At 45.6% G+C, this 21,366-nt stretch carries 21 protein-coding genes and 2 riboswitches; of the genes, 7 read left to right on the forward strand and 14 right to left on the reverse strand.

Translation table 11 applies throughout. The annotated features are described in order from the left end of the window. Positions 1-168 precede the first annotated feature (168 nt). Positions 169-1,686 (forward strand): sporulation kinase KinD, encoded by a 1,518-nt coding sequence (kinD, locus tag ACXN9U_RS07800; protein ID WP_489202394.1) that lies wholly within the window; start codon positions 169-171, stop codon positions 1,684-1,686. Positions 1,687-1,894: 208 nt separating this feature from the next. Here kinD and spo0E read toward each other — a convergent pair whose 3' ends face one another. The 6 genes from spo0E to ACXN9U_RS07830 form a co-directional block, all read right to left on the reverse strand. After that, a complete protein-coding gene (spo0E, locus tag ACXN9U_RS07805) occupies positions 1,895-2,155 on the reverse strand; it encodes an aspartyl-phosphate phosphatase Spo0E (protein ID WP_016936353.1) in 261 nt (86 codons plus the stop codon). Positions 2,156-2,425: 270 nt separating this feature from the next. Further along, positions 2,426-2,965 carry a 1,2-dihydroxy-3-keto-5-methylthiopentene dioxygenase gene (locus tag ACXN9U_RS07810; RefSeq protein ID WP_047475314.1) on the reverse strand — a complete coding sequence of 180 codons (540 nt, stop codon included), beginning with the start codon at positions 2,963-2,965 and terminating at the stop codon, positions 2,426-2,428. Positions 2,966-2,980: 15 nt separating this feature from the next. After that, positions 2,981-3,610, reverse strand: coding sequence for a methylthioribulose 1-phosphate dehydratase (locus ACXN9U_RS07815; RefSeq protein ID WP_060962945.1), 630 nt, complete (start codon positions 3,608-3,610; stop codon positions 2,981-2,983). Next, a complete protein-coding gene (mtnX, locus tag ACXN9U_RS07820) occupies positions 3,568-4,272 on the reverse strand; it encodes a 2-hydroxy-3-keto-5-methylthiopentenyl-1-phosphate phosphatase (RefSeq protein WP_060962946.1) in 705 nt (234 codons plus the stop codon). The genes ACXN9U_RS07815 and mtnX overlap by 43 nt, the downstream gene beginning before the upstream one ends. Next, on the reverse strand, positions 4,269-5,483 hold the full coding sequence (mtnW, locus tag ACXN9U_RS07825) for a 2,3-diketo-5-methylthiopentyl-1-phosphate enolase (RefSeq protein ID WP_489202395.1): 1,215 nt from the start codon (positions 5,481-5,483) through the stop codon (positions 4,269-4,271). The genes mtnX and mtnW overlap by 4 nt, the downstream gene beginning before the upstream one ends. Positions 5,484-5,564: 81 nt before the next feature. Beyond that, a riboswitch (SAM riboswitch) is annotated at positions 5,565-5,664 on the reverse strand. A gap of 36 nt (positions 5,665-5,700) precedes the next feature. After that, positions 5,701-6,897, reverse strand: a complete 1,197-nt coding sequence (locus tag ACXN9U_RS07830) for a pyridoxal phosphate-dependent aminotransferase (RefSeq protein WP_060962948.1) — start codon at positions 6,895-6,897, stop codon at positions 5,701-5,703. Positions 6,898-6,989: 92 nt separating this feature from the next. Between ACXN9U_RS07830 and ACXN9U_RS07835 the strand changes: the two genes are divergently transcribed. The 3 genes from ACXN9U_RS07835 to mtnA all read left to right on the forward strand — a co-directional run bounded on the left by ACXN9U_RS07835 (position 6,990) and on the right by mtnA (position 10,378). Then, positions 6,990-7,769 carry a carbon-nitrogen family hydrolase gene (locus tag ACXN9U_RS07835; protein ID WP_489202396.1) on the forward strand — a complete coding sequence of 260 codons (780 nt, stop codon included), beginning with the start codon at positions 6,990-6,992 and terminating at the stop codon, positions 7,767-7,769. 92 nt (positions 7,770-7,861) lie between these two features. Continuing rightward, positions 7,862-8,016, forward strand: a riboswitch (SAM riboswitch). A 109-nt stretch (positions 8,017-8,125) separates the two neighbouring features. After that, positions 8,126-9,310, forward strand: coding sequence for an S-methyl-5-thioribose kinase (mtnK, locus tag ACXN9U_RS07840; protein WP_489202397.1), 1,185 nt, complete (start codon positions 8,126-8,128; stop codon positions 9,308-9,310). Between the two features lie 6 nt (positions 9,311-9,316). Continuing rightward, on the forward strand, positions 9,317-10,378 hold the full coding sequence (gene mtnA / locus ACXN9U_RS07845) for an S-methyl-5-thioribose-1-phosphate isomerase (RefSeq protein ID WP_489202398.1): 1,062 nt from the start codon (positions 9,317-9,319) through the stop codon (positions 10,376-10,378). Positions 10,379-10,619: 241 nt separating this feature from the next. Here mtnA and ACXN9U_RS07850 read toward each other — a convergent pair whose 3' ends face one another. After that, complete coding sequence (locus ACXN9U_RS07850) at positions 10,620-11,117, reverse strand: methylated-DNA--[protein]-cysteine S-methyltransferase (RefSeq protein ID WP_489202399.1); 498 nt, start codon at positions 11,115-11,117, stop codon at positions 10,620-10,622. Further along, a complete protein-coding gene (locus ACXN9U_RS07855) occupies positions 11,114-13,333 on the reverse strand; it encodes a PAS domain-containing sensor histidine kinase (RefSeq protein ID WP_060962953.1) in 2,220 nt (739 codons plus the stop codon). The genes ACXN9U_RS07850 and ACXN9U_RS07855 overlap by 4 nt, the downstream gene beginning before the upstream one ends. Positions 13,334-13,588: 255 nt before the next feature. Here ACXN9U_RS07855 and ACXN9U_RS07860 point away from each other — a divergent pair, with 255 nt between their 5' ends. After that, positions 13,589-14,611 carry an acyltransferase family protein gene (locus ACXN9U_RS07860; protein ID WP_489202400.1) on the forward strand — a complete coding sequence of 341 codons (1,023 nt, stop codon included), beginning with the start codon at positions 13,589-13,591 and terminating at the stop codon, positions 14,609-14,611. 41 nt (positions 14,612-14,652) lie between these two features. On the opposite strand, the gene ACXN9U_RS07865 is transcribed toward ACXN9U_RS07860, so the two are convergent. From ACXN9U_RS07865 to htpX, 4 genes are all read right to left on the reverse strand, one after another. Next, the gene (locus tag ACXN9U_RS07865; RefSeq protein ID WP_016936366.1) at positions 14,653-14,823 is read right to left on the reverse strand and encodes a hypothetical protein; all 171 of its coding nucleotides are present in this window, start codon (positions 14,821-14,823) and stop codon (positions 14,653-14,655) included. A gap of 1 nt (position 14,824) precedes the next feature. Next, positions 14,825-15,499 carry a DUF421 domain-containing protein gene (locus tag ACXN9U_RS07870; RefSeq protein WP_049628360.1) on the reverse strand — a complete coding sequence of 225 codons (675 nt, stop codon included), beginning with the start codon at positions 15,497-15,499 and terminating at the stop codon, positions 14,825-14,827. Between the two features lie 96 nt (positions 15,500-15,595). Next, the gene (locus tag ACXN9U_RS07875; RefSeq protein WP_438421760.1) at positions 15,596-16,948 is read right to left on the reverse strand and encodes a TrkH family potassium uptake protein; all 1,353 of its coding nucleotides are present in this window, start codon (positions 16,946-16,948) and stop codon (positions 15,596-15,598) included. A 158-nt stretch (positions 16,949-17,106) separates the two neighbouring features. Then, positions 17,107-18,000 carry a protease HtpX gene (gene htpX, locus ACXN9U_RS07880; RefSeq protein WP_060962957.1) on the reverse strand — a complete coding sequence of 298 codons (894 nt, stop codon included), beginning with the start codon at positions 17,998-18,000 and terminating at the stop codon, positions 17,107-17,109. A 150-nt stretch (positions 18,001-18,150) separates the two neighbouring features. On the opposite strand from htpX, the gene ACXN9U_RS07885 reads away from it, so the two are divergent. Both ACXN9U_RS07885 and ACXN9U_RS07890 read left to right on the forward strand, forming a co-directional pair. Continuing rightward, positions 18,151-18,852, forward strand: a complete 702-nt coding sequence (locus ACXN9U_RS07885) for a DUF1836 domain-containing protein (RefSeq protein WP_060962958.1) — start codon at positions 18,151-18,153, stop codon at positions 18,850-18,852. A 135-nt stretch (positions 18,853-18,987) separates the two neighbouring features. Then, entirely contained in the window at positions 18,988-19,182 is a 195-nt protein-coding gene (locus ACXN9U_RS07890; protein ID WP_013352019.1) for an alpha/beta-type small acid-soluble spore protein, read from the forward strand. 6 nt (positions 19,183-19,188) lie between these two features. On the opposite strand, the gene ACXN9U_RS07895 is transcribed toward ACXN9U_RS07890, so the two are convergent. Continuing rightward, positions 19,189-20,358, reverse strand: coding sequence for an anti-sigma-I factor RsgI family protein (locus ACXN9U_RS07895; protein WP_060962959.1), 1,170 nt, complete (start codon positions 20,356-20,358; stop codon positions 19,189-19,191). Next, a complete protein-coding gene (gene sigI / locus ACXN9U_RS07900) occupies positions 20,355-21,110 on the reverse strand; it encodes an RNA polymerase sigma factor SigI (protein WP_016936372.1) in 756 nt (251 codons plus the stop codon). The genes ACXN9U_RS07895 and sigI overlap by 4 nt, the downstream gene beginning before the upstream one ends. Positions 21,111-21,366: the final 256 nt, after the last annotated feature.

Below are 21,366 nucleotides of genomic sequence, written 5' to 3' on the forward strand. Positions count from 1 at the left end.
TTACAGAGAAACATTAATAAACAAAATGAAAAATGTCAACAAAAATGTTTCCAAAATTTCTCTTCTTTTTGACGGACCTTAATAAAATAATTTGTTTTTATAGCATTTTGGTTATTTTTTCTTATTAAAGAAGTATAAACAATGATATAATACCTCTATTCAAGTGTAATGTTGGAGCGATGCAGAGTGAATACATTTAAAGGTGCCCGGGGAAAGATCAAACTTTATCTCTTATTGGTGATCATCCCGGCACTTATTATCAGCTTTTTCATATATGAAAAAGAAAAGCAGAAAATAGCCGATAAACACATACAGGAAGCCAGTATGATGCTCAATCTTCACCGCAATAAGCTCAATTATTTAATCGGTGAAACAAAAGCCCGGATGACAACACTTGCGATCGCTGTCGATAAGCCTGTCAATGAAGAAAAGATAAATGAAATTCTCGATCAGGCTTTTGAGGATGAACCAAGATTCAGCGGATTGTATATGCTGAATTCCAAAGGTGACGTCATCGCAAGCACGACCGATCTGAAAACAAAGGTGAATTTGGCCGACAGACCGTATTTTACGAAAGCAAAAAAGACGAAAAAAACGGTCATCACAAACGACTACTCCAGCAGAATTACAGGCCAGCGCATCTTTACGATCTGCGTGCCAGTGTTAGACGCAAACCGGGAGGTCACGGATTATTTAGTGGCCGCCATACAAGTCGATTATTTGAGAAATATGATCAATATGCTGAGCCCCGACGTTTATGTCAAGGCAACCCATGAGGATAAAGTGATATTTGCCAGCGGACGGACAGATCAGTCAGAAGGCGTGAAACCGGTCAGCGGCTATCTGGATGATATTAATTGGAACATCAATGTTTACCCGAAACCGGTAGAGCTGAACGAGCTGACCAAAAGCGTGCTGCTGCCGATGTCCAGTATTGCCGTGCTGCTGAATATTCTGTTCATCCTCGTTCAATATTATCTGCTTAAGCGCAAGACCGAGCTGGAGCGCGCTCAAAACGAGGCGCAAAAATTGGAGCTGATCGGAACGCTTGCCGCAAGCACCGCTCATGAAATACGCAACCCGCTTACAGGGATCAGCGGCTTCATTCAGCTTTTGCAGAAAAAATATAAAACGGAGGAAGATCAACTGTATTTCTCAATTATTGAGCAGGAGGTTAAACGGATCAATCAGATTGTCAGTGAGTTTTTAGTGCTCGGCAAACCGACCGCGGAACGATTGGAAGTGAACTCGCTGCAGGATATTCTTGATGAGATTATGCCGATTATTTATTCCGAAGGGAATCTTTATAATGTGGAAGTGAATGTGGAGATTCTCGTCAATCGGCCGCTCAAGGTCAACTGCACGAAAGACCATATTAAACAGGTGATCTTAAATGTCGCGAAAAACGCGCTCGAATCAATGCAGGAAGGCGGCAGGCTGTCCATCTATTTAGAGGCCCTCGACGATAAAGCGGTCATTAAAGTGGCCGACAACGGAATGGGTATTTCTGAAGATATGCTTGAGCACATTTTCCTTCCGTTTGTCACATCAAAGGAAAAAGGCACCGGCCTCGGTCTTGTCGTATGTAAACGGATCGTGCTGATGTACGGCGGTTCGATTGACATTCAAAGTGAAGTCGATAAAGGCACAGAGGTCACCATTACCCTCCCTGCCGCTTCACGATGAAAAAACACCCTGAAAGAGGGTGTTTTTTATATAAGAAGAATATGTGTAAGAGGATATACAGGGGAACGGCATCATAGCCGGCAGATAGATACGAGGCGCTTCGTGAGCTGTGCCAGCGGAAAAGCCCGCTGACTGTACGCGGTCATCTTTTTAGATGCGGCGGTTGATCATGAAGCGCATTCAGTCTTCGTTATCTGTTTATCATCAATCATTTGTTTGCTTCATATGCAGGCATGACGTCACCGCGGGAGAACAAGCCTATTTTCTTCACAAGGCCCTGTATTCCTTGGTGATGTGTGCGTTCACGGTTTATCAGCTGCTGATACGCGTTCATCAGACTGTCCAGTTCCTGGCTGTGTCTGATCGTGTCATATCCCGTAAATCCCTGCCTGTTAGCCGCATCTATCATCATTTTTCTCTTTTCATCAATAGATACTAGCAATTTTTCTTGTTCAGAATAACTGCCCATTCACTTCACCCCTCACCGCTAAAAGAATAGGAAACAAGTTTGATTGGGTTATTGAGCATTATTACAGATTATACTTTATTTGTAAACATTTTTTTACTAAATAACTTAATTTTTCATTTCATATTGGAATCTTTACTATGATTACGAGAATAATACCCATTCAGGTAATGATATAAACAAAATGCGCCCATTTAATGCATAAAAAAACAGAGATTTTATATTACAATAAAAAACCTCTCATGCGGCTGACCGCATGAGAGGTTCGGACATCTATCCGTTTTGCACACTTTCATTTTCATAAATCGGCACCCATCCTTCAGTCGTCACGAAGATTCGGATTGCGACGACCCGGCGGTCCTCCTGAAGCGTAAAGTAGTGGCGGATGTTCTCCGGAACCGAAATCAAATCCCCCGGATTTAAACGGACATCAAAAAAAGTGCCGTCTTTGCCCTGAATGACGAAGATGCCGTGCCCGCTGACGATAAATCGGACTTCATCATCCGTGTGGTGATGTTCTCTTTGAAAATTTTTCAACAGCTCATCAAGATTGGGTGTTGTATCTGATAAAGAAATGACATCCTGAGACCGATAGCCGCGCCGGGCTGAAATATCCTGAATCTCCTTGTCAAACACCGTGAGAATCCGGTTTTTTTCATCTTCGGTTAGATCGTATTTCTCCGAAAGCTCAGGCGGAAGTTTTTCAATGTTCCACTGCTCATAGATCACCTCTTGTTCGTCTAAAAAGCGCGCTACTTCTTCCTGATGTTCAATGATCGTATTCTTTTCGTCATGAATTCTGATTGTCGCCATTTTGCATTCCTCCTTTTATTTTACAAGCTGCGGCCGAAGTGACAGAAGCTTGATGTGACAGCTGAATAAAAATTCATAGGCTTCCAGCACCCTTTTCGCCTCAAACGCGGTCCGCCCCCATGCTGTAATGCCGTGATTGCGGATTAATACCGCGCCTGATCCGGCGTCTGCATGGCGCGCGAAGCTTTCGGCCAATGCCGGGATGTGCGCCGGATTGTCAATGATCGGAACGGTCACCGACGCGTTTTCCTCCCACAATCCGAGCGCCTTAATAATCTCCTGCCCCTGAAAGGTGATCTGTTTTTCATCCCCGTAGAGCTCTGAGATGACATTATTATTAACGGTATGGACATGCAGACAGCAGCCCGCGTCTGTCTTTTGGTATAAGTACGTATGGAGAAGCGTTTCTGCCGAGGGTTTTAAGGAATGGCCGGTCTCAGCGGGCTCCCCGTTCTCATCGACTAAGAGAAAATCTTCGTCTGTTTCTTTTCGTTTGTCTTTTCCGCTTGCCGTAACGAGAAACGTCAGCGGCCCGTCGGATACTTTGATGGAAAGATTCCCGCTTGTAGCCGGGAACCAGTCTCTTTCAGCCAGCTCACGCTTTACTTCGGCAAGTTCGCGCCAGCGTTCTTCTTTTGCAGCCATGCCTGCACCTCCCCGATATTTTCGATGCCTGTTTTCACTTCATGAAAATCTTGAAAAGGCTGATGCCGAAGACCAAGCTCTTTGCATTCAGTCAAAAGATAATCTCTCGCAAAACACATATCGGATAACTTTGCAGCCTCGACATCCGTCACCGAATCACCGATCATAATGAGAAATTTCTGCCGGTCGGATAGCTTCCGGATGACTGACGGTTTGCAGCAGCCGCACTGATTCGTGCAGGCTTCGTCACAGGCGTGCGGCCAATTGATATGAATATATTCATTGTCAAAGGATGCATGATTGCAAAAGATCCGCTCTTTTTCTACGATGCCTTCTAAAAGCGGATGCACAAAAAAGTCCATCCCTCCGCTTACGATGTAAAACGGGAGATCGTTTGACCGGACAAACGAAACAAAATCCAAAAAGCCGTCCCGTATTTTCGCATCCTCCAGAATAAAGTCCGTCAGCTCTTCTTTTAAGCTGCTCGGCAGCAGCCCGAACATCCGGCCGACTCCTTCCTGAATTGATATACTTTTAGACAGAACACCGTCTTTTAATTCAAGCCACTCAGGGGGTGCGAATTTTTTCATCATACTGACAATGTTGTCGTTCATGGTGACTGTTCCGTCGAAATCACAAATAATCAGCGGTGTGCGGGTCATACGGTTTCCGCCTTTCCCCATTTGTCTAATGCGAGCTGAAGATCTTTGCACGACGCGGCTTTTTCTTCAATCGGCTGTGCTTCAAGCACCGCATCAATGATGGCGCGGAACGCTCTTCCGCCGCCCTCGGCTCCTTTCGGATGGCCGTGGATGCCTCCGCCTGCATTGATGATGTGATCAATACCGAAATCACGCATCAGCAATGGCACCATGCCGGGATGAATGCCTGCTGACGGGACGGCAAACGTCGGGTGAAAGACGTCGTCTTTTACACATTCATGATGGATCGCAAGTGCGGACTCCTTCGGAAGAGCAACAGATCCGTATGGTGACGGAAATAAGCTGAAATCGGCGCCGCAATAGCGGTTCAGCTTGCCGAGCAAAAGGGCGTGCGATAAACCGTAAACTGGAGATGATGTAAACGCGCCGCTGACCGCCGGATGCGCCATAATCGGAAGCGGGATTTCCCCGTCTTCAGCAAGGCTTTGCATGACGTCTAAGCCGTAGGCGAACACATTCAGTAAGAGGGCGTCTGCCCCGAGTTCTGCCGCGCGTCTTGCTTTATCCCGCAATTCAGAAGTCCTCCCCGTCAGGTTTACGGCGTACAGCGTGTTATGCCCCGTCTCCTCCCGCGTTTCCTTCAGGACTTGTTTTCCTTCGATAATGCGGGTCTCAAACGGAGCCAGTTCATTTTCAAAGAAAATTTCGTCATCTTTAATAAGATCCACGCCGCCGAGCGCCTGTTGTCTGAGCTGCTCTTTAATGTCGGCAAGATCCCGTCCGATCACCCCTTTAAAGATGCTCATCAGAAGCGGTCTTTCAAATTCGCCCAACAGTTTGCGAATGCCGTATATACCGAATTTCGGCCCGGGAAGGGAGCGTTTAAACCCTTCGGAAAATTCAAGATCAGTCAATTTTATTTTTCCGTCCAGTGACAGCTTTCCGAATACCGTCGTCAGGACGGCCGGTATATCTTTTGAAAAGTTCGCCTCAGGATAGGCGATGGTGATAATGGATTGTGTTTCGTTTTCTTTGGCCCCTTCTTTATCCTCAACTTTCACGACCCGGCCTTTATGCTTTCTGAGCTGTTCCTGTTTCACCAGGGGCAGATCCGTCCAGGAGCCTACCGTCAGCCCCGCCGCAATCTGTTCCGCCCGCTTTTCACTGTCCTTTGTGTCTGTCAGAAGATATGTTGCCAATACTTCGCTCATGCGTGAACGCCTCTCTTTCTTTCGCAAAATATAAAAAAGCCTCTTCCTTATGAGCAGAAAGAGGCTTCGTGTTATGTCCGAATCTTATCTCTCAGCTCCTGCTGCAAGAATTAGCACCGTGCTTTATCAGTCGGTTGCCGGGCTTCATCGGGCTCGTCCCTCTGCCTGCTCTTGATAAGAATAATGATTTTATAAAGTATTTTGAATTATCGCATTGTTATCCTGATATGTCAATGCTTTTTCGGGTGAAAAGATTCAGCTTCCCGATCCGTTCCGCAGCTTCTTTAAGTCTTTCTTCACTTGTCAGAAGACCGACTCTTATATAGCCTTCTCCCCATTTTCCGAACCCGTTTCCGGCTGCGACCGCGACATCCGCTTTTTCCAAAAGCAGATCTGAAAACGACTGCGACGTATAACCGTCCGGCACCGGAAGCCATGCAAAAAAGGAACCCGCCGGAGCCGTCACATCCCAGCCGATATCACGGCAGGCTGCAATCCAGGCATTGCGTCTCGACTCATATCTGTCATTTTGCGCTGCGACGCACGTCTGATCCGCCAAAAGAGCGGCGGCTGCCGCCTGCTGCGCCGCGGGAAACAGGCTGACAAACATATGATCTTGATAAAGGTTGATCGCTTCGATGACAGACGCGTTTCCGACGGCAAATCCGACCCGCCAGCCCGCCATGTTATACGTTTTGGACAAAGTATAGATTTCAATCCCCGTTTCTTTTGCGCCTTCTGTCTGCAAAAAGCTCAGCGGTTTATGCCCGTCAAAACCCACGGCCCCGTATGCGAAATCATGAACGACACAAATGCCGTTTTGTTCCGCAAAGCTGACTGTCTCCTCGAAAAACGCTTCTGTCGCCACAGCGCCGGTCGGATTATTCGGATAATTGAGATACAGCAGCTTCGCCTCGTTCTGCACCTTTTCAGGAATTGCGCTGTAATCGGGGAGAAACCCTCTATCTTCCGTCAGCGGCATCATTTCCATTTTCGCTTTCGCCAGGGCGACCCCCGACCAGTAGTCAGGATATCCGGGATCAGGCACAAGAATGGTATCTCCCGGGTTCAAAAGACATTGCGGAAGCTCAACAAGCCCCGCCTTGCCTCCGAACAGCACGGCTACTTCCGTTTCCGGATCAAGCGTCACCCCATACTCCCTTTCATAAAATTCAGCCGCGGCTTTTTTGAAGCTGTAAGCGCCCCGGAATGATGAGTATTTATGATTTTCCGGCCTTTCGACGGCGCGCTTCATTTCTTCAACGATATGCTGAGGCGTCGGCTGATCGGGGTTTCCCTGTCCTAAATTGATGATGTCTTTGCCTTCTTTCAGCTTTTGATTGACCTTTTGCACCAAAGATGCAAAAAATTGTTCCGGCAGCTGTTTGAGTACATCTGAGACTTCAAAGTTCATATTTTCACCTTCTAAAAATGTCTTGAAATGATAGTCCATCATCATATATGGTTAAATAAAAAAAGTAAAGAGAAACTTGAGGTGTATAAAAAATGAAATGGACCGTTTCCTGTTTGCAATTTGATATTTCATACGGAAATCCTTCAGAAAACTTCAAAAAAGCAGAAACTTTAATCGAGCAAGAAAGCCGCCATGCTGATGTCATCGTGCTTCCTGAGCTGTGGGCGACCGGCTATGATCTCACACGGCTTGACCAGCTGGCGGATGAAAACGGCGAAGTTTCGGAACAATGGCTTAAAAAAACGGCCAAAGCATACAACGTACACCTCGTTGCCGGATCTTTTGCGGTCAAAGAAGGCGAAAACGTCTATAACACTATGTACATCGCAGATAACAGCGGGCAGATCGTGAAGCGGTATCAGAAAGCCCATCTGTTTCAGCTGATGGACGAACATCTGCATTTGGCGGCAGGAAACAGTGACGGTTCCTTTGAGCTTGACGGTGTCAAGTGCGCCGGGCTGATCTGCTATGATATCCGGTTCCCCGAATGGATCAGAAAGCATACGTCCCAAGGAGCGAATGTCCTGTTTATCTCTGCGGAATGGCCTCTGCCCCGCCTCGATCATTGGCGGAGTCTGCTTGTCGCCAGAGCCATTGAAAACCAATGTTTTGTCGCGGCCTCTAACTGCACGGGGTCAAATCCCGATAATGAATTTGCCGGCCACAGCCTGATTATTGACCCGTGGGGCCGGATTTTAGCCGAAGGAGATCGGACGGAAGGCGCAGTCCGGGCGGAAATCGATGTTTCAGAAAGCGCGTCCGTACGCGAGACCATCCCGGTATTCAAAGATTTGCGACGTGATTTATATTAATTTTCAAAAAAATGTTGACAAGAATATCCGGCACCTGCTAATATTTTCATCAACTGATTAATCCGAATTGTGATACAAATCAATATATTTTTCTCTTATCGAGAGTTGGGCGAGGGATTGGCCTTTTGACCCCAACAGCAACCGACCGTAATTCCATTGTGAAATGGGGCGCGTACATTTTGCGCCGAGACGATTGTCTCATAGGGCACGGTGCTAATTCCATCAGATGTTATCTGAGAGATAAGAGGCGGACTGCACTGTTTCGGCCTCCTTCTCTTTCAGAGAAGGAGGCTTTTTTTCGGGCGTATTCTCCGTCACGATCTCTTACTGCCACTACATAATTGGAGGGTAAATCCATGTCTGCAACTAAAACAAGTCTTTATGAACAATTAACGGAAAGCTCCGCCGCAGCGTTAGCTGTGAAGCTCGGCTTATTTCAAAGCAAAAGCACTCTCACATGCCGTGAAATCGGCGACGGCAATTTAAATTACGTCTTTCACGTTTTCGATAAAGAAAACAAAAAGGGACTGATTATTAAACAGGCGATTCCTTACGCGAAAATCGTCGGGGAAAGCTGGCCGCTTACGATTGACCGGGCGAGAATCGAAAGCAGCGCCCTCATCCGCCAGGGCGAACACGTGCCCCATCTCGTTCCGGCCGTTTACTATTCCGATACTGAAATGGCGGTTACGGTAATGGAAGACCTTTCGCATCTGAAGATCTCAAGAAAAGGACTGATGGAAGGAAAACACTATCCGAATTTATCAGCCCATATCGGTGAGTTTCTGGGAAAAACGCTCTTTTACTCATCCGATTATGCGCTTGATGCGAAAGTAAAACAGCAGCTCGCAAAGCAGTTTACAAATCCCGAACTTTGCAATATTACAGAAAGGCTTGTGTTTACAGAACCGTTTTTCGACCATGAAACAAACGATTTTGAAGAGGAGCTGCGCCCATACGCAGAAAAAATTTGGAACAATTCCCGGCTGAAAGAAGGCGCTGATGAATTGAAAGCCGTCTTTCTGAATTCCGCGGAAACATTGGTTCACGGCGATCTGCATACGGGAAGCATCTTTGCCGATGAACATGAAACAAAGGTCATTGATCCCGAGTTTGCTTTCTTCGGACCGATCGGCTTTGACATCGGCCAATTTATCGCAAATCTGCTGTTAAACGCCCTCAGCCGGGACGGTGACGACAGACAGCCGTTATATGACCACACCGCCGCCGTATGGGACACATTTGTAGAAACATTCAGTGAAGCATGGGAGAAAGACTGCCTGCCTTCCTGCAGACACCTGCTGGAAGATACACTGAAAAACGCGTTTGAGGAAGCGGTCGGTTTTGCGGGATGCGAACTGATCCGGCGCACGATCGGGCTCGCCCATGTGGCTGACTTGGATGAAATCACTCCGTTTGATAAACGAATTGAACGGAAGAAGCTGGCGCTTGAAATCGGCGCCTATTATATCGAAAACAGAAAAGAACTGAAGCATATCACTGAGGTTCTGGATCAATTTAAGCTCCATGTAAAGGAATGATGCAGCATGACAAATGAATTTGCCATCCCCCGTTCCGTGGAATGGAAAGAAACACACATCCGCATTTTAAATCAGCAAAAGCTCCCTGATGTCACTGAGTATGCGGATCTTGAAACAAAGGAAGATGTATTCGACGCGATTGTCACACTGAAAGTAAGGGGCGCTCCGGCCATCGGTATAACTGCGGCGTTCGGACTCGCGCTTGCCGCCAAATCGTTTGAAACCCGCGATCTTTCTGATTTCCGCCGTCAGCTCGCCGATGTCAAAGCATATTTAAACAGCTCTAGACCGACTGCCGTCAATCTCACTTGGGCGCTTGACAGACTGACGGATTCCATCAGGAGTGCAATCTCAATCAATGAAGCGAAGACAACACTCGTTCATGAAGCCATTCAAATTCAGATTGAAGATGAAGAAACATGCCGGATGATCGGCCAAAATGCGCTGCACCTTTTTAAAAAAGGAGACCAGATCATGACCATCTGCAATGCGGGTTCAATTGCCACAAGCCGGTACGGTACGGCGCTTGCCCCCTTTTACTTAGCGAAACAAAAAGACCTCGGCCTTCATATTTACGCATGTGAAACAAGGCCCGTTCTCCAAGGATCGCGGCTGACGGCGTGGGAGCTGATGCAGGGCGGGATTGATGTCACGCTCATTACTGACAGCATGGCCGCCCATACAATGAAGGAAAAACATATTTCAGCAGTCATTGTCGGCGCTGACAGAATTGCTAAAAACGGAGATACGGCCAACAAAATCGGAACGTACGGCCTCGCGATCTTGGCAAACGCCTTTCAGATTCCGTTTTTTGTGGCCGCACCGCTTTCGACATTTGACTTGCAGATTGAAAACGGCGATCAGATTCCGATTGAAGAAAGAGATCCGGATGAGGTCAGACAGATCTCAGGCATACGCACCGCTCCCGAAGATGTGCCGGTCTTCAATCCGGCCTTTGACATCACACCGAGCAGCCTGATTTCAGGCATTATCACCGAGAAAGGAATTGTGATGGGTTCTTACACGGAAGAAATTGAACAATTATTCGCAGACTGCCAGCTGAGCTGAAAAACCGCTGATGATGTTGCCTCAGGCAATGTCAGCGGTTTTTTTGTCTGCATAATGTCAGCACTTCATCTTTTTGGGCGGCTGAAATCAGATGCATTTTAAAAAACAGCTCTGCATAACCGGCTATCTTTTGCGGACGGCTCATTTTCATCAGGCTTCGTCCTCCTTTTTCATCAGACCAACTTTTTTCACTTAATAAAATGATATGTCGGACGTAAAAAAACGGAACGTGCCATATGCTTTATTTTTCTTTATAGGATATTTGTTCGATGTTCAGCAGCGCCGCTTTTACATCCGTCTTCGTGCCCGCGTATCCCGTTAAGGCGCTGTTTTTGCCGATTACCCGATGGCACGGGACAAAAATCGGCAGCCGGTTGCGTTTATTGGCCTGTCCGATGGCGCGCACCGCTTTCGGCTTGCCGATAGCTTCAGCTACATCGCCATAGCTTCGTGATTCACCGTAAGGAATCATCGCCAGCGCGTTCCATACCTTTTCCTGAAAGAGTGTGCCTTGTTGTTTCAGAGGCAGTGCGAAATGCTTTCTCTCTCCGGAAAAATATGATGTCAGCTGCTGTTTCGCCTCCGACAGCAAATCGGTTTCGCACGATTTTACGCCGGACGTATCTTTCCGCCATTCCTCAAAATCTTCCCCGGTGAGAAACAGGCCGGTAATAAAGCCATCTTCCTCCGTCAGGCTGACCGTTCCAAACGGTGCGTTCACACTTGTAAAGCAGATCATTCGCCGCTCCTTCTTTCTTCTGTATTCTGCCGGATCGGAAGCGTCAAATGAAAAACCGTGCCCTTCCCTTCTTCACTTTCCACATGAATGCGGCCCTGATGCTCTTCGATGATTTTATAACTGACCATGAGACCGAGGCCCGTCCCCCTGTCTTTTGTCGTGTAGAATGGCTCGCCCAGACGTTTTAATTTGTCTTCAGAAATGCCTGTTCCTTCATCTTGAAGGGATATCAGAATGTGGTCTTTATCAGAAGGCTGGATCGTCACGTAGATATTGCCGCCGCCCGGCATGACTTCAATGGCGTTTTTTAAAATATTGATAAACACCTGTTTTAATTGATTCGGCTCACAATAAATCGGCGGGATGTTCCCGGTCTGGTTCAAATGGATCTGCACATTGACAAGATTGGCCTGGGCATTCAAAAGATCAGCCGTGTCTTTCATAATCTGCGTCACGTCTTTTTCTTCATATAATATTGCCTGAGGTTTCGCTAAAATTAAAAATTCGGTAATGATAGACTCGATGCGTTTTAATTCTGAGGTAATGACGTTAAAGTACAGGGAATATTCGCCTTCAATGCTTCCTTGCAAAAGCTGAATGAACCCTTTCAGCGCAGTCATCGGATTTCTGATTTCGTGGGCGATGCCGGCCGCCAGCTCTCCTACGACGTGAAGAGTGTCGGATTTCCGCAGCCTCTCCTCAAGCTCTTTGGCCTCGGTGACATCTTTAAAGATGGCCAGGTTCATATTTTGAATGATATTCCTTTTAAAGGAAAATTCCAATTTGCGGCTGTCACTGCTGCTTAACAGGAAGGGAATTTCATTATCCATTCCTTCCAGATCGATCTTTTTGGCGGGTACACCCGCGTTTTCAATTTCAAATAAAGAAAGAATATCCGGAACGGTATGCGCTCTCAGCTCATCATCGGGCATGCCGAGTATACGGCTTGCGAGAGGATTCGCGTCAATTATGCGGAATTGGTTGTCAAACAAGACTTTTCCGTCCATTGAGCCGTTGAATACTTTTCTGAATTTCAGCTCGCTTTCCCGCAATTCTTTTTCCATCCGCTTACGATCGCTGACATTTCTTAAAATGGTTAAATGCTGACCTTCGAGTATGGTTCGTTTTGATGTGAACTCAAGCTCTTTGTACTGGCCGTTTGCCATTTGAAACAGCATCTCTTCCCGGATTTCCCCGTATTTTTCATATTTCTTCTTAATCTGCTTGTATTTTTTCTGGGGATCAACGATAAACGTACATAAATTCGTCTCCGTCAGCTTATCCATCGGCAGCTCAAAAATGCGGCACGCCGACTCATTTGCTTTGGCAATTTTTCCGTCATCAGACCAAATGACAATCGCGTCCATGGCGTTTTCAAAGATTTCGCGGAAGCGCTCTTCGCTTTTAAAAAGTTTCAATTCCATCGACCGTTTCTCCGTTATGTCTCTCATAATAGACATGTAAAACCCGCTGATTAAGTTGGACGTAATCGTAAACTCAAACAGCTTCTCCTCGCCGGACCGGAGCTTGACCGGCAGTTCTCCTTTGGCGTTTCCTTTTCTCCGGAGGGTGTCCCAGATTTCTTTCAGGTGCTTTTTGTTTTCTCCGTCGGTAAAATGGCGGAGCGACAGATGGGACAGTTCATTCTGGCCGATCTCAAAGCTTTTGCAAAAAGAGAGGTTCGCATCAATAAACCCGCCGTCCTTATCAAACAGCACGATGCCGTCGACAGCTCTGTCAAACAAATCTTTGAACAGCTGCTCGTTCATGGAGAATTCACGCTCTAAGATTTTTTTAGAGGAGATATCCCTCATGACCACAAAAAAATAATCCTCCCCAATTCCGTCTCTGGCGAGGAATTCAATGTATTTCGTCGCGCCGCTGTCAAGCTTAATCGGCACCTCTTTCCACAGATAGCCCTTTTTCAAAAATTTTTTCACGGCCTTATTCAGTTCTTCCTGAGGCACGGAATATAAAAAGTCCAGAACGGAGCGGTTCATGAGGCTCTCTGCCTCAATCTGCATCATCCGGGCCGCGGCCTCGTTCGCCTGGACGATTTTCATTTCCTTATGGCATATAAAAATGGCATCAAGCGTGTTATTCATAATCACATGATACCGGTTCAAATCACTCTTCAGGCGGTCATTTTCCTCCTTCAGCCGCTTCAGCTGCTCTTTCAGCGACTCCTTTGTCTGCAAATCCAGAGTTTCAGCCATTCAGTACACTCCTTCTTCAAAAACCTATCCTTCAATATTTCTACAAAATACCTCATCTTCCTTCATTCGCCCTATACATTTCAGAAAATTTCAATGATATGACAAGTTAGAGTCTTTTTCTACGATCCTTACCTCCTCGTTACATCATCCTAACAATCCCTTTTTTCCTCCTTCAATTTTTTGTTTTTTATTTTAAAATGAACATCATCAGGAAATAATCATGCAGTGGATGATTTTTGAAGAGAAGGTGATGCTATGACAAAATCGCGAGACAGTTATTTTGACAACGCCAAGTTTATCTTGATTTTTCTGGTGGTGTTCGGCCATATCCTCCGGTCATTTATTAACGGAAATGAGTTTATGCTCCATCTCTACAAATTCATTTATACTTTTCATATGCCGGCCTTTATCCTGGTTTCCGGCTATTTCGCAAAAAACTTTAAGCGGAAAGGTTATGTAAAAAAGCTGGCTGTGAAGCTGATTATTCCGTACTTGATTTTTCAGGGCATCTACTCGGTTTTTTACTATTTGATTCAGGATGAAAGCATGACAAGCGTCAATCCGATTGATCCGCAGTGGTCTCTTTGGTTTTTAGTCAGCTTATTCTTTTGGAATCTGCTGCTGTATCCCTTTACGAAGCTGCCGAAAATGTGGGCGCTTGGGGCAAGCTGCGGGCTTGCCGTCATGATCGGGTATCTTGATTTCATCAGCAGCACGCTGAGTCTTTCACGGACGTTTGTCTTTCTTCCGATGTTCCTCGCCGGGTTTTATTTGAAAAAACAGCACTTTGATTTACTTCGGGCCAAAAGGGGCAGGCAGATTGCCGCGGGCGTACTGGGCATTGTTTTCCTCTTATGCTGGTGCATTGATTTTGATTACTCGTGGCTGTTCGGATCGGAGCCTTATTCTACATTCGGCACAGTGACGCTTTTGAGCGGTCTGTCGCGGATCGGCTGGTATGTATTGGCCTTTGCCGCCACCTTCAGCTTTTTGGCGCTCGTTCCGCAAAAGCGTTATTTCTTTACGAAGTGGGGGACGAGAACGTTTTACGTCTATCTGCTGCATGGATTCATTATAAAAACGCTGCGGCAGATTGGGCTTGAAGATCATCTGTCCGATTACCAGAATTTAGTTATTCTCTTGATGTTAACGGCCGCCCTCACGTCCATTCTCTCCAGCAATGCGGTGAAAACGGCCGCACAGCCGTTTATTGAATTGCGGATCACCGGCTGGCTTGAAGCGATTAAAGGAACAAGGAACGGGGCTTATTCGAAATAATGTGAAATACCTCTTAAGCGTTATCGCCTAAGAGGTATTTTTTATTTTTTGCCGTCTTCTTTTTTCTTTGGCTTCGTCTGTTCAAGCGTTTCAATCCATTTTCCGGCGTTATAATCTCCGAGCTCACTTGAAAATTCTTCTTCAAGCAATTTAGGGTCCATCGGCTTTTTATGATTTTGCATGTCTTTGCTGTGCCGGTTTGTTTTCGTCATATTATTCTCCCCCTTGTCTGCCGTGCTTTGATTTGCGGTTTGCCCCTCTCAGTCCGGGATCGCCGTCATATTGTGTTTTGTATGCATCTTTATCCATGCTCTCAGTCGGTGTATTGTTGTTGGTCAAAGCTTCATTCTTCGCTGCTTTTCGTTTCATTTGATTTCCTCCTTCTGTCTGCAGATCTGTTTTGAATTCATCAAACATTTTTTTAAGGTCGCGCACTGTCACATTTTTGGCATCATCAATGAGCTCATAGCCGATCTGTCCGTTCGGCTCAAGCAGCACATATTTAAAATCCTGTATGTCCCCGAGGCCTTCCTGCCTGATCCGCATGGAGAGCTGCGCCTCGGTGAAACGCATCTTTTTTAAATTTTCCGGGATGACTTTTCCGTCTCTGACAACGGCGACGGTTTTCCCTGAAAACAAAAACTCAAAAAAGTTTGATTTGATTTCTAAATATTCCATCAGAATCAGTACTGCGATAAAAATCGACGCCGCGAAAATGGTTTCCCATAAATTATGTTCAATAAACGGCTGAATAATAATCGAGCCGATGGAAATCATGATGACCGTCTGAGTCACCGACAGCTGGCTGATCGATTTCCGTCCGGCAATTCGCAATAAAAAGGTACCGACAGCTATCATAATCAAAGATTTCCAAAAAACGGCAAGCAATGACGTCACCTCTTTACGAATTAGAATCTCCAACGAAACGGTTTCCACCCATCCATTTTCCGGTAATAAAAAAACACCGCTTTTCAAAAAGCGGTGTCAGCCGATAATGATTCTTTCCTTCGGATAGTGATAATTTGCTTCGATTTCCTTTCTGCCGATTAAATAAAGGAACGTCAAAATACCGATTCGGCCGATAAACATGACCACCATGATCACGCATTTTCCGATGTCGCTTAAATGCGGAGTGATTCCCAGCGAAAGCCCGGTCGTTCCGAAAGCGGAACAAACTTCAAACAGCAGTCCCAGCAGCGTCTGATTTTTCTCCGTCACTGCCAGAATCAGCGTTGACCCAAACACGAGCAGAATCGCCATCATCGTAACGACCAGCGACTTTATGACATCAGCCTGATGAAGCTCGCGCTTAAAGACCTTGACCGCTTTATTTCCGCGGGCAAAATGAAACAGGGCGAGAAGGTTGAGCGCAAATGTCGTCGTACGGATTCCGCCGCCGACCGAGCTCGGCGATGCGCCGATGAACATAAGGGCGCAAATGAAAAATAATGTCGGCGCCGACAGCTGGCTGATATCAATCGTCGCAAGCCCGCCGCTTCTCGTAGCGGTTGATTGAAAGAGACATAAAAATAAAACATCATGCCAGCTTTTTCCCTTCATGACATGGGTGGCTTCAAGCGCGTATATTCCGACAGCCCCGAACAAAACGAGCAGTCCGAACGTTACGGTCGTAATTTTCGTGAACAGCGTAAATGAGTATCTGCGCTGTTTTGAAAACAAAAAGTCCTTCACTTCTACGAGCACCGGAAACCCGATCGCACCGAAAACAATCAGAAGCATCGTAATAAACTGCACAAAATAGTCATGCCTGAACGGAACGAGTGAATTTCCCGTAATATCAAAACCGCCGTTCGTCGTTGCGCTGACGCTCGCAAAGAAGCCGTGCAAGTACGCCTGTTCAAACGAATCATAGTACGTTAAAAAATAGGTTCCTAAAATGATGCCGCCTAAAAACTCGATTAATAAAATCAAAAACAGCACTTGCTTCATCAAGTTGACGATACCGGAAAACTGCGATTGATTCTGGTCCACCATAATGAGCTTCCGTTCCCGCAAACCGATCCGTTTGCCCATAATAAGCCAGACGAATGTTCCGAGCGTCATAATGCCGATCCCGCCGAATTGAAGCACGAAAGCCAAAATGACAATTCCGGCCGTGCTGAATGTGTCAGCCGTGTTGACGACCGTTAAACCGGTGACACTGACTGAGCTGACCGCCGTAAACAGCGCGTCTATAAACGACCAGCTGGCCCCTTGTTTGTGGGCCGCCGGCAGACTTAACAAAATAAATGCCACCGTCACAGCAAGAAAATAATATAACGCAATCAGCTGTGCAGGCGACAAAACCTGTATGAATTTCTTCAGCTTTAATTTCATAAGATAGTTCCTTCTGCCTCTCAAATGTAGTACGTAATTATTCTAATGATATTGGGAGATTTTTTAAAGGGCTTTTTAGAAAGATTTTTCATTACCTTATGTAATTTGCCGATCTTTAAACAAAAAACCTCTGAAACGATTGTCAGAGGTTTTGTTGATTATTTGGCTTCCAGCCTGCGGATGCGCTCATCCAGATCAGGGTGTGTGGAGAACAGTGACGAATGCTTTTTGCCGTTAATTTTCAACGTCTGCACCGCCGTCTGGTCCTCTTCATTCACATGTCCCGTATAAGACTTCAGCGTACGCAGGGCGTGAATCATTTTATCCTTTCCGGCAAGGTCGGCACCGCCGCGGTCAGCGTGGAACTCTCTGTGACGCGAGTATGCGAAGACGACAAGACTGCCGAGAATGGAAAAAATAATCTGAAACACGATCATCGCGATAAAATGGACGACCGGCGCGAGATCTTCTTTGACAAAGCGGCTCGCAATCCATGCCGCGATACGGGAAAGGAATACGACGAACGTATTGACGATTCCCTGAAGCAGCGTCATCGTGACCATGTCACCGTTTGTAATGTGTGCGACTTCATGGGCAAGAACCCCTTCCACCGCAGCATCATCCATCTGCTGCAATAAACCTGAGGAAACCGCGACAAGCGAACGGCGCTTAGAAGGACCGGTCGCAAAGGCATTGACCTCAGGTGAATGATAAATGCCGACTTCAGGCATTTTCGTCATACCCGCTGCACGGGACAATCTGTGCACACGGTCAACCAATTGCTGCTCTTCATAGCTGAGTGACTGCTTCTTCGGATTTAACACCCGGACGCCCATCATCGTTTTGGCCATCCATCTGGACATACCGAGAGAAATAAAAGAACCGACAAAACCGACGACAAGACTGAACACGAGCAATGCCATCAGATCAATGCGCCCATTTTGTATATACGAGCCGACACCGGTAACGCTTGTAATAATCGTAAGCACAATTCCGATTGTCGTAATGACCAAAAGGTTCGTTAAAATAAACAGAAATATTCTTTTCGCCATAATTACCTCCGTCTTTTTTAAGATCAAAAGAACTTATTTAATTAAATTATAAATGATCTGTTTGAAAATGCAACAATTTCGACGTATGATGTTAATGTAATTCTCAGTGATATAAGAAAGTGAACACACGTAATCAATCAGAGGTGAACCATGAACACGTTTAAACTGACCCGAACCGATATGGTGCGGCTTCTTTACGCGTTAAAAGGCCAAGGAGACGCAACCCCTCTCCAAATCTTACTGCAATCAGCGGACATGACATTGGATGAAGCGGAAAGCCGGCTGCACATCCCTGAATTTCTGACGAGATTCGAACGAAAAAAAGAGAAAAAGGAATACGGGCTTTCAACAAACGAGATTGTCGAGCTGGGAAACCTGTGCGAGCTGACGTCTTTAAAATCAACCGCCGTCCAAAACTGGGTGAAGCGCGATATTAAAGATTTAATCGGACACCCTTTACTCGGAAAAAAATATACAATTGAACAAGCTGTCATCCTTCTCATTGTACGTGATTTAAAATCAATTTATGACTTCGAACATATACGCGCCATATTAAAAATCGCTTTTAACACGATCACCGACAGATCAGATGACGTCATCAGCCCGATCAGCTATTATGAGAGCTGCGCCCAGGTGATTGATTATCTTCATCATAAGACAAACCCGCCGATGAAGGAAACGAGCCTGCAGGAGCTCGTTGAACAGCAGACGGACAAGCTCAGAGGCTGCTTTAAAGAACTCGAAAGCGGGCAATGGAACAATATCAGGTCCATACTCGCGGTTACCGTGCTCTCCGTTTTGACTTTCCATATCCAAGCCTCCGCCTACAAAATGACCAGCCATTTATTATAATTCATACGTTTTTTTGCCCCGGTGTCTGCGCCGGGGTTTTTTCAGGTGCACAACAATTGCCAGCATAATCAATACCGTTCCGTTTGAAACTAAAACGCGTAAAAACATCTTGCCAGAGAAAAGGAGATGAAAAAGATGGCGAGCAGAAATAAACTCTTAGTTCCAGGGGCTGAGCAGGCACTTGACCAATTTAAATACGAAGTGGCTCAAGAATTCGGCGTGAACCTTAGCTCTGATACAGCAGCACGCGCAAACGGCTCTGTAGGCGGGGAAATGACAAAGCGGCTTGTACAGCAGGCTCAATCACAATTAAACGGCAAAACTCAATAATGCAGCTTATTCGCCGGGATTTCTCGGCGAATTTTGATGTTTATCAGCATTCTCCCTTCCGTGGCGGTAGCCGTTCGGGTTCCTTCGGTCTGACGGATCTTCATGGCGCCGATAGGATTCCCAATGTTCATTTCGTTCATGATTCCAGTAATGATTGTTATACCTCTGCTTAGGCTCTTTGTCATTTCCGTTTTCCTGAGGATTTTGTGTTTGGGGCTGCTCTGTTTCCCCATCTTGTTCCTTCTGGGTATTTTCCTCTGATCCGGAAACTGCTTTTTTTTCGTTTTGCTGATTGCCGTCTTGACTGTCCGGCTTCGCATCTTCCGTGCCGGGCGTTGTTTCATTGTTATCCGGCTGCTCTGCTGCCTTTTCTTCATCAGGAGCCGTGTTGTCATCAGCCGCCGGTTTTTCTGTGTCCGGCTGCTTATTTTGATCGGTATCTGTTTCAGTGTTTTTCTGTTCGTTTTCACTATCGTCGGTTTTCTTTTCAGGCTGTTTATCTTCTGTTTTCTTTTCGTTTCTTCTTATGTAGCTGCCTGTTGACATCCCTTCCTGTTTTGCTTTTTCCCTTGTTTCCATATCCGATTCAAGAGATTGAAGCTGGTAGGTGCCCTTATATTTTTCAGTCATGTCAGCCAGCTGTTTTTTAACGCCTTTTTTATATGTATTGTCATCTGTATTTTCGTAAACCGTGGAAATTAAAATCTCTTTTGATTCCTTTACATATCCATGCTTGCTGCAATCGGTAATAATATTACTGATGACTTCCTTAAAATCGCTGCTTTTCCAGTCTCCGATGTCACTTATGACCTTTTGGGCGTCATGGTTCAGCGGTGTGAGTTCAATGACTTCGTATTTGCTGTTTAAAGCCATTTCAATGCTTGGATTAATGTCAAGCGTCATATACGCGTAAGCTTTGTTATCAGAAAAAACCGGGAGCATGATTAAAATAAATAGGATAATAGCAGTCATTGTAAACACTCCCAATTTAAAAGGGCGCAGTTTCAGAAAATCAAAAAAGCTGGCCCTTCTTCCCATACGCGTTTCGCCTTCAAACGTAATTTCCTCTCCGATTTCACAAGCGCGGTGATCATTTTTAGTTTTCAAAAATTGTCCGTCAGGGGTTAGCAACGTGACGAATTTTTTATTTTTCTCTACTATGATCCCTCTTCTCATGAGTGCAACACCCCTTTAAGATAATCTTTTAAATAAATATAATCACCGGAAATAATAATACTCATGGCGATGATATATTTTCGGTTCCGTTCGATCGTTTTTCTGCTGACCGACACGAGCTGCTCCAGCTGTTTGACCGGAAGCTGTTTCTTCTGGTGCAAAATAGACGCCAGCTCTTCATTTTCCACAAGCGTGTAGGCTACCTTAATCGCATTCTGCCTCGCATCTGTATGCTTCGGCGATTGTTCCAGCAGCTCTTTAAAAGACAGACCGTATTCTTGCAGCTGCTTCTGAAAAAAAAGAATTTCCTCCCGGCGCTGCTCCTGTTCTATCTGTTTGCGGTATTCATCAATGGAAAGCTCCGCTTCAATAAGGCTTTGCGAAGACTCCTGGTCGTCGCCTTCCTGCACATCCATATTGATATGCTGGGCGGCTCTTGCTTCTTTTCTGATATAATCTATTACTTTTCTTTTTATAATCAGCTCTGCAAATGCAAGCAGCGAATTACCTTTTTCAGCCGAATATTTTTCAATGGCTTCGTTAAACGCGATCAGCCCGATGCTGAATTCGTCGTCTTTTTCATCTATATATCGTTTACAAACGGATGAAACCGTCTTCGCGATAAAAGGCTTATATTGCTGTATTAAATCGTTCTGCAGATCTTTGTCGCCTTTTTGTATTTTTTCAACAGATGTTTCAAGCGTTTGCTTCTTTTTTCCCAATTTAAACAAAAGGCTAAGCACTGGTTTCACCTCAGTTCCTCCCTATAACTACTCATAATCATAGCTAATTTAGTAGGGATTCGCAAAGGAAGAAAAAGAGAAATCGATTTCATTTGTCACAATTATGACAAGCCAATAAGACGTACTATACATGATTTCGTGCGATCGGGCAGAATTAAGGGGGTTTTCTCTGTGTTTTTTGTAACAAGGCTGTTATAAAATTGTTATCATATGTCTTAAATGTAAGCGTTTCAAACAAAAAAGGGAACCTGTTTTTTAAAAAACA

It is taken from the genome of Bacillus sp. BACIII, from assembly GCF_057836745.1.